This window comes from Longimicrobium sp., assembly GCF_036387355.1.
Taxonomy (GTDB): domain Bacteria; phylum Gemmatimonadota; class Gemmatimonadetes; order Longimicrobiales; family Longimicrobiaceae; genus Longimicrobium.
The window spans coordinates 1-7,325 of sequence record NZ_DASVTX010000065.1 but is presented as its reverse complement, the minus strand read 5'-3'; the positions used below and the strand labels follow the sequence as shown (position 1 = coordinate 7,325).

Annotated in this window: 5 protein-coding genes; 3 read left to right on the top strand and 2 right to left on the bottom strand. The window is 69.3% G+C overall.

What is annotated here, in order from left to right; translation table 11 throughout:
* Positions 1–28: 28 nt before the first annotated feature.
* Both VF665_RS03160 and alaS read right to left on the bottom strand, forming a co-directional pair.
* The gene (locus VF665_RS03160) at positions 29–337 is read right to left on the bottom strand and encodes a hypothetical protein (protein ID WP_331051951.1); all 309 of its coding nucleotides are present in this window, start codon (positions 335–337) and stop codon (positions 29–31) included.
* Positions 334–2,970 carry an alanine--tRNA ligase gene (gene alaS / locus VF665_RS03155; protein ID WP_331051950.1) on the bottom strand — a complete coding sequence of 879 codons (2,637 nt, stop codon included), beginning with the start codon at positions 2,968–2,970 and terminating at the stop codon, positions 334–336. The genes VF665_RS03160 and alaS overlap by 4 nt, the downstream gene beginning before the upstream one ends.
* 349 nt (positions 2,971–3,319) lie before the next feature.
* Here alaS and VF665_RS03150 point away from each other — a divergent pair, with 349 nt between their 5' ends.
* From VF665_RS03150 to VF665_RS03140, 3 genes are all read left to right on the top strand, one after another.
* Positions 3,320–4,960 carry a sodium-dependent transporter gene (locus VF665_RS03150; RefSeq protein ID WP_331051949.1) on the top strand — a complete coding sequence of 547 codons (1,641 nt, stop codon included), beginning with the start codon at positions 3,320–3,322 and terminating at the stop codon, positions 4,958–4,960.
* The gene (locus tag VF665_RS03145; protein WP_331051948.1) at positions 4,957–5,127 is read left to right on the top strand and encodes a hypothetical protein; all 171 of its coding nucleotides are present in this window, start codon (positions 4,957–4,959) and stop codon (positions 5,125–5,127) included. Before VF665_RS03150 ends, VF665_RS03145 begins: the two co-directional genes overlap by 4 nt.
* 159 nt (positions 5,128–5,286) lie before the next feature.
* Positions 5,287–6,705, top strand: a complete 1,419-nt coding sequence (locus tag VF665_RS03140) for a dicarboxylate/amino acid:cation symporter (RefSeq protein ID WP_331051947.1) — start codon at positions 5,287–5,289, stop codon at positions 6,703–6,705.
* The last annotated feature ends 620 nt before the right edge of the window (positions 6,706–7,325 follow it).

Below are 7,325 nucleotides of genomic sequence, written 5' to 3'. Positions count from 1 at the left end.
CCTTCTGTACCCTGCATGCGGCCGCGAGTTACCGCGCCGCCATTTCGCCCAGCGCTCCCGCGGCCCCCCACCGCTCCGCCAGCGCCGCGATCCCGTCCGGATCCAGCTCGGCTTGGGCGGCAAAGGCGTGGGTCAGCAGCGCGTCCGCGGCCAGCAGCGGCAGCGCCTCGCTACGCGGCTCGCCCGAGAGCGTGGCCAGGAGCGAGTGCGCGCCCTGTCCCATTGCCGCCGGGATGGGGAGCGACGCGTCCGCGGGAAGCGCGCCGATCATCTCCGCGAGCAGCGCGGGCGGCGCGTCGCCCAGCCGCCCGCGGATCCACGCCTCGGCCGGCGTCACGCCGCGGAGCCGGCCAGCAGGGGGCGAAGGATGTCGATCACCTGCTCCATGGCGGCGTCCATTCGCTCGCGGTCGCCCGCGCCGGCCTGGGCCATGTGCGGCTTGCCCCCGCCGCGCCCGCCCGTGAGCTCCGCAACCTTCGCGACCAGCTTGTCGGCGTGCACGCCGCGCTGAATGAGGTCGTCCGTCACCACGGCGACGAACATGGGCTTCTCGCCCTTGTCGGCCAGCACGGCCACGCCGCTCCCCAGCCGCTCGCGCAGCTTGTCGCCCAGCGCCTTCATCTCCTGCACGCCGCCGTCAAAGGTGGCCGAGGCGCGGATCAGCCTGGTGCCGTCCACCGGCTCGGCGGCGGCCAGCATGCCGCCCAGCACGTCGGCGCCGCCGGAGGCGCGGGCCTTGTCCAGCTGTTTCTGCAGGTCGCGCCCCTGCTCCAGCACCTGCTGAATGCGGGGGATCAGGTTCTCCTCGCGCGTCTTGAGCAGCCCCGCGGCCTCGCGGATCACCCGCTCGTCGCGCCGCACGCGGTCGAACGCCTCGCGCCCCGTAACCGCCTCCACGCGCCGCACCCCCGCCGCCACGCCGCTTTCCGACGCGATGCGGAACAGGCCGATCTGCCCCGTCGTGCGCACGTGCGTGCCGCCGCACAGCTCCATGGAGACGCCCGGGATCTCCACCACGCGCACCACGTCGCCGTACTTCTCGCTGAACAGCGCCATGGCGCCGCGCGCCGTGGCCTCAGGGTACGACATCTGGTTGATGCAGACGTCCTCGTTGGCCCAGACCGCCTCGTTCACCAGCCGCTCCACCTCGGAGATCTGGTCCGGCGTCATGGGCCCGCTGTGCGTAAAGTCGAAGCGCAGGCGCTCCGGCGTCACCAGCGAGCCCTGCTGGTGCACGTGCTCGCCCAGCACGCGGCGCAGGGCGGCGTGCAGCAGGTGCGTGGCCGTGTGGTTGCGCTCGGTGTCGCGGCGCGGCGGCACGTCGATCCCCGCCTGCACGCGGCCGGGGGCAAAGTCGCCCTCCACCGGGCCGATGACCGCCACGCGTCCCGCCACCTTGCGCACTTCGTCCACCGCGAGCGCCCACCCCTCGCCCCGCACGTGGCCACGGTCGCTCACCTGGCCGCCGCTCTCGGCGTAGAACGGGTTTTCGCGCAGCTGCAGCGCCATCCGCCCGTCGTCCATGCGGCGGAAGGCGAGCACGTCCGTCTCCGACGCGACCGATCGATAGGCGGCGAAGTCCTGCTCCGCGCCGGCCGCGCCCGGCACCTCTTCCCATCCCAGCGAGAATGAGTCGTCCATCCCCACCCCGCTGGCGGCCCGGTCGGCGCGGCTGCGGGTGCGCTGCGCCTCCAGCTCCGTCTCGAACCCCGCCAGGTCCACCTCGTAGCCCCGCTCGCGCGCCATGAGCTCCGTGAGGTCCACGGGAAAGCCGAAGGTGTCGTACAGCTTGAAGACGTCGGAGCCGGACACCGTGCCCGAGCCGCCCACCGGGGCCAGCTGGTCGAACAGGCGAATGCCGGCGTCGATGGTGGCCAGGAAGCGCTCCTCCTCGGCCCGCGTGTTCTTGACGATGAAGTCGCGGCGGGCCAGCAGCTCCGGATACGTGGCGCCCATGCGGTCGATCACCTCGTCCACCACCTCCACCAGCGTGGGCTCGCGCCGGCCCAGCAGCCAGGCATGGCGCACGGCGCGGCGAAGGATGCGGCGCAGCACGTAGCCGCGCCCCTCGTTGCTCGGGAACACGCCGTCCGCCAGCAGGAACGCCGTGGCGCGCGCGTGGTCGGCCAGCACGCGGTAGCTCACCCCCTGCTCCGTGTGGTAGTCGTACGGCACGCCCACCACCTGCACAGCGCGGCCGATGATCTCGGCGAACAGGTCCGTCTGGTAATTGGTGTCCACGCCCTGCAGAATGCTGCACAGGCGCTCCAGCCCCATCCCCGTGTCCACGCACGGCGCGGGGAGCGGGTGCAGCTCGCCGTCCGCGTCGCGGTCGTACTGCATGAAGACGAGGTTCCAGAACTCCAGGATGTCGCCCTTGTCGGTGAGCTCCTCGAACTGCTCGCGCGTCACCTCCGTCCGCTCGCCCTCGGGGCGGCGGTCAAAGTGGATCTCCGAGCAGGGGCCGCAGGGGCCGGTGTCGGCCATCTGCCAGAAGTTGTCCTTGTCGCCCAGGCCAAAGATGCGCTCCGGCCGCATCCCGGCGATCTCGATCCACAGCTGGCGCGCCTCGTCGTCCGTGTGGTGCACGGTCACCCACAGCCGCTCACGGTCAATGCCGTACACCTCCGTCATCAGCTCCCACGAAAAGCGGATGGCGTCGCGCTTGAAGTAGTCGCCGAAGGAGAAGTTGCCCAGCATCTCGAAGAACGTGTGGTGCCGGGCCGTGTAGCCCACGTTCTCCAGGTCGTTGTGCTTGCCGCCGGCCCGCACGCACTTCTGGCTGGTGGTGGCGCGGGTGAACGACGACGCCTCCATGCCCAGAAAGATCTTCTTGAACTGCACCATCCCCGCGTTGGTGAACAGCAGGGTGGGATCGTCGGCGGGCACCAGCGAGCCCGAGGGGCGCACCGTGTGCCCCTGCCGGGCGAAGTAGTCCAGAAACTGGGAGCGGATCTCGTCGGCGCGCATCTGTCCGTCAGGTATGGGCTTGCGGGCGGTGGTAGCCGGGTAACATAACGCGCCGCGCACTCGCGCCTCAAGGTGCGGGCGCGCGGCGCGGTGCATTCATCCAAAAAAGTGACGGTGTGATGCCAGAAACATGCATTTGACGAATGGATGCCCCGGGGTGAGAATGGCGGACGGCCGCCGTTCGGCAAGGCGGCAGCAGCTCTGGATGGAACATCGGTCCGCGCCGCGGCGGTAGCACGCCACGGGACCGGCGGAACCGAACCGCGGATCGCGGCTCCCGCGCGCACCGTCCGCCCTCATCCGCCGCGGCGGAGGGCGGCGCCCTTACCCCCTCTTACCCGGACGCATCGTGCCCTCGGACGCACAGACACGGCAGTCCAACGAAGCGTGGGGTTCCCGGATCGGCCTCATCCTCGCCATGGCGGGGAACGCGGTGGGCCTGGGCAACTTTCTGCGCTTTCCCGGACAGGCGGCCGCCAACGGAGGCGGCTCGTTCATGATCCCGTACTTCATCGCCTTTCTGCTGCTGGGAATCCCGCTCATGTGGATCGAGTGGGGGATCGGGCGCAACGGGGGCCGCTTTCGCAAAGGCCACATCCCCGGGATGTTCGGCGCCATCTGGAAGCACCCGGCGGCCAAGTACCTGGGCGTGATCGGGCTGGTGATTCCGCTGGTGGTGCTGAGCTACTACACGGTGCTGATGAGCTGGACGCTCGCCTTCACCTGGTTCTCCATCACGGGGGACTACTGGGGGCTCACCACGCAGGAGCAGATGTCGGGGTACCTGACCTCGTACCAGGTCATCGGCGATGGCAGCGTGCACGCCCCCTGGGTGCCCATCTTCTTCTTCGTGCTGTCGCTGGGCTCCACCATCTGGGTGCTGTCGCGGGGGATTTCGGCGGGGATCGAGAAGCTGGCCCGGATCGGCATGCCCATCCTGTTCGTGTTTGCGCTGGTCCTGGCCGTCCGCGTGATGTTTCTGGGCGGCGGGGAGAACGGGGTGAGCCCGGTGCAGGGGCTGCAGTTCATCTACCAGCCGGACTTTTCGCGGATGGACGAGCCCACGGTGTGGCTGGCCGCGGCGGGACAGATCTTCTTTACCCTGTCGGTGGGCATGGGGACGCTGCAGACGTACGCGTCGTACCTTTCCAAGAAGGACGACATCGCGCTGTCCGGCGTGGCGACGGCCGCCACCAACGAGACCGCCGAGGTGGTGCTGGGCGGGTCCATCGCCATTCCGGCGGCGGTGGCCTTCTTCGGCGTCGCGGGGGCCATGCAGGTGGCGCAGTCGGGGTCGTTCAACCTGGGCTTCGTGAGCATGCCCATCGTGTTCCAGTCCATGCCGTTCGGGCAGGTGTTCGGGGCCATGTGGTTCGGGCTGCTGTTTTTTGCCGGCATCACCTCGTCGGTGGCCATGGCCACGCCCATCGTGGCGTTCTACCGCGAAGAGTTCGGCTACCGCCGCGAGACGGTGTCGTGGATCGTGGGGCTGGTGGCGTTCTGCTTCGGCCTGCTGTCCATCTTCTGGTTCGAGTACGGCTTCATCTGGGAGTGGGACTACTGGGCGGGCACCTTTGGCCTGGCGGTGATGGCCTTTGTGGAGGTCGTGCTGTTCATGTGGGTGTTCAAGCCCGAAACGGCGTGGGAGTCCATTCACCAGGGGGCTGACATCCGCATTCCGCGGATCTACAAGTTCATCATGACCTACGTGACCCCCGCGTACCTGGGCGTCATTCTGCTCTGGTGGGGCGCCACGGAGGCCCTCCCGTTCCTGCGGCTGGAGGGCGGCCGGGGGGCCGGCGGCGCCATTCCGGAGGGCGGCGAGGTGTACGTGCACGTGTCGCGGCTGCTGATTCTGGCCATCGGCGTCTTTTTCGCGATCATGGTGCGCATCGCGTGGAAGCGGAACCGGTACGACGACCGGGCCGGGTTCGTGGAGGTGGAGGACACCTTTCTGGGAACCATTCCCGGCCGGGAGGTGGCGCGATGAGCCCGGGAGCCCTCCTGTTCATGGCGCTGGCGTGGATCTTCGTGCTGGGGCTGACCTTCTGGTCGTTTGCCCGCATCCTGCGCGCGCAGGCCCACTTTGCCCCGGACGGCATCGGCCCCGCGGCGCCGCCCGTCGCCGGTCGCGCCGAGGGGCCGGGCCACGGCTGAGGCAGGCGCGGCGGATGGACACGGAGCCCGGCGGGACGGTTCCCGCCGGGCTCCGTACATGCGCGGGCGGCCTGTGCAAACGGGGGCCGAAGCGGATTGTGCCGCCCGGCCCACGGCGCGCCCCCAACTTTTTGTCAACCTTTCCGCACCGGTCGACGGATGGAAGAACCCAGGGCCACACCCGGCGCTCCCCCGCCCGACGCGTGGGAGCGCGCAATGACCACCGACCTGGACGACGGCACGCCGGACCGGCCGCGCGGCATGCCGCTGCACACCCGCATTCTGCTGGGCCTCGTGCTGGGCGCGGTCACGGGGGTGGCCGCCAACGCGGCGCTGGGGCCGGAGCACCCGCGGCTGGTGTGGACGGTGCAGAACCTGGCCACCCCCATCGGCGGCCTGTTTCTGCGCCTGCTGCTCATGGTGGTGATCCCCCTGGTGTTCGCCGCGCTGGTGGTGGGCGTGGCGGGGATCGGCGACGTGCGCAAGCTGGGGCGCGTGGGGCTCAAGTCGTTCGGTTACACGCTGGTGGTGTCGGCCATTTCCGTGGTGATCGGCCTCACGCTGGCCAACACCATTCGCCCGGGCGAGCGGATGTCGGCGCAGACGGCGGCGGCGCTGGAGCAGCGGTACGGCACGCAGGCGCAGGAGCGGGTCAAGGCCGCGGTGGGCGGCGAGGAGGGAAAGAAGAAGCCGGTGCTCACGCAGATCATCGAGACGGTGATCCCGGCCAACCCCATCGCGGCGGTGGCGTCGGAAACGCCCAACCTGCTGCACCTGATGTTCTTTGCCCTGGCGCTGGGGGTGGCGTGCACCCTGGTCGGGCAGGCGGCGGCCGCGCCCTTCGTGCACGCGATGGAGTCGCTGTTCACCATCTCGGCGCGGCTCATCGAGGTGATCATGAAGCTGGCGCCGTACGCGGTGTTCGCCCTGCTCTTTGCCAACACGGCGGGGTTCGGGCTGGACCTGCTGGGGACGCTGGCGTGGTTCGTCCTCACGGTGCTGCTGGGCTTGGGGCTGCAGATGTTCGGCGTGTACAGCCTGTCGGTCGCGCTGCTGTCCCGAATTTCTCCGCTGGAGTTCTTCCGGCGCATCCGCACGGTGCTGCTCACCGCGTTCAGCACGTCCTCGTCCAACGCCACGCTGCCCACGGCGCTGCGCGTGTCGGAGGAGAACCTGGGCGTTCCCAAGGAGATCAACTCGTTCGTGCTGACCGTCGGCGCCACGGCCAACCAGAACGGGACGGCGCTGTACGAGGGGGTCACCGTGCTGTTTCTGGCGCAGATCGCCGGGGTGGACCTGTCCATCGCCGCGCAGATCACCATCGCGTACCTGGCCATCCTGGGCGGGATCGGCACGGCGGGGGTGCCGTCGGGGTCCATCCCGTTCATCATCGTGGTGCTGGCGACCATCGGGGTGAATCCGGCGCTCATCGGCATCATCCTGGGCGTGGACCGCATTCTGGACATGTGCCGCACCACGCTGAACGTGGCGGGCGACATCACGGCGGCGACGTACGTGGCGCGGTCGGAGGGGTACCAGCTGCTCGGCGTTCCCGGCACACGCGTCCACCCCGGCTGACGGCTCCAGAGCGCGATGTCCGTCGGCCGATGAGGTGATGGCACCGCTTCGCTCCGGACCACAGCGAGGGTTCTCCCCAACCAGTTGCGGTACAACAACTTGTCATCCTGAGGAGGCGCCGGACGAAGTGTGAGGCGGCACCGCAACCTGGCGCCGACGAAGGATCTGCCATGCCTGTGAGAACGGGCGTGCGTTACGCGACGTTGGCTCGGCGGCAAGTAGATCCTTCGACTCCGCGCCATGGTTCGGCGCGGCTGACGATACGGCGCGGCGCTCCGCTCAGGATGACAGCGCTTCTTCTCCTAACCAGTTGCGGTACAGCAGCTTGTCATCCTAAGGAGGCGCCGGACGAACTGTAGGCAGCACCGCAACCTGGCGCCGACGAAGGATCTGCTATGCCTGTGAGAACGGGCGTGCGTGTCGCGGCGTTGGCTCGGCGGCAAGTAGATCCTTCGACTCCGCGCCACGGTTCGGCGGGGCGGAGGCAACGGCGCAGCGCTCCGCTCAGGATGACAGGCTTTTCGCTCCTAACTCGCTTCTGCGCAACAACTTGTCATTCTGAGGAGGCGCCGGGGGGCACTTGCAGCGAGACGGCAATCTGGCGCCGACGAAGGATCTGC